Source organism: Vibrio sp. YT-18 (genome assembly GCF_033337345.1).
GTDB lineage: Bacteria > Pseudomonadota > Gammaproteobacteria > Enterobacterales > Vibrionaceae > Vibrio > Vibrio alginolyticus.
This window is the reverse complement of sequence record NZ_JAWOQO010000148.1, coordinates 1-1,248: the sequence shown is the minus strand read 5'-3', so window position 1 is coordinate 1,248 and position 1,248 is coordinate 1. Positions and strand designations below refer to the sequence as shown.

Here is a 1,248-nt window from a genome sequence, read left to right as displayed (position 1 = left end):
TACTGCCCGATGGGTGAAGCAGTTCTTGATTACGGAAAACAGCCGCAATGCGCGTGCCCTCAGGCATCGACAAACTGCGCAGCGGTTCGCCAATGCACCATTTATCCGCTTTCAATCGGTAGATAAACAGTTCCCACTCACTGGTTGGGTAAATCTCCACACCAGTGCGAGAGATTGGCTCAGGCTTTGGTGGCAACTCAACCTTGGCAAGCGACATCGCTTTGGTCAGCGTGCCGCCCTGAACGATCAGCGATACCATAACCACGAAGAAGGCCAAGTTGAAGTACAGCTGCGCGTCTGGCAAACCAGCCATCATAGGGAATACCGCAAGAATGATTGGCACCGCACCGCGCAAACCAACCCAAGAGACAAACCACTTTTCACGTGGCGTGAAGCTCTTAAATGGCAGCAGTCCAATCCACACGGAAATAGGACGGGCAAACAAAATCATACCAAACGCAAGCGCCAAGCCTGGCACCGCAATACTCAGCAAGTTCGACGGCGTAACCAACAAACCAAGCACGAGGAACATGCCAATTTGCGCTAGCCACGTCATACCATCTAACACATGCAGAATCGAATGACGGCTGCGCGTTGGACGGTTACCCAGCAATAAACCCACGAGGTAAATCGACAAAATACCGCTGCCGCCTAACGAGTTCGACAACGCGAAAATGATCAAGCCGCCGCTGACGGTCAAAATCGAGTACAAGCCATCCGGCAGTTGATTGCGATTGATGACTTTCCACAAGACCCAGCCACCAGCAAAACCAAGAAGCGCACCGATACCAAACTGCTTAACAAAACTGAGCGCTAAAAAGCCGGCGCTTAACTCCGTTCCCGTACTAGAAAGAATCGCAATTAACGTAACGGTCAAGAACACCGCCATTGGGTCGTTGGTGCCCGATTCAATTTCTAACGTCGAGCCAACACGTTCGTTCAGACTGCGCCCTTTCAATAAAGAGAAGACCGCGGCCGCAGCCGTTGAACCGACAATCGCGCCAACCAAGATACCTTGCAATAAATCCAAATCGAACAGCCAGGTCGCCATCAAGCCAGTTAACAATGTCGTGATGGCTACGCCTATGGTTGCCAACGACACCGAAGGCCACAAGGCGACCCGAAAACTGGCGACTCGCGTTCGCATCCCGCCATCCAAAAGAATGATGGCGAGCGCTAAGTTACTGACTAAATAAGCGATGGAATAATTATCAAATAAGATTCCGCCAAGGCCATCTTCCCCAGCCA

The 1,248-nt window shown here is 51.6% G+C and carries 1 protein-coding gene; it reads right to left on the bottom strand.

Annotation, left to right across the window (positions count from 1 at the left end; genetic code table 11):
- The coding region (locus tag R7M72_RS25035; protein ID WP_318056449.1) for a potassium/proton antiporter at positions 1 to 1,248 on the bottom strand (1,248 nt) is incomplete at both ends.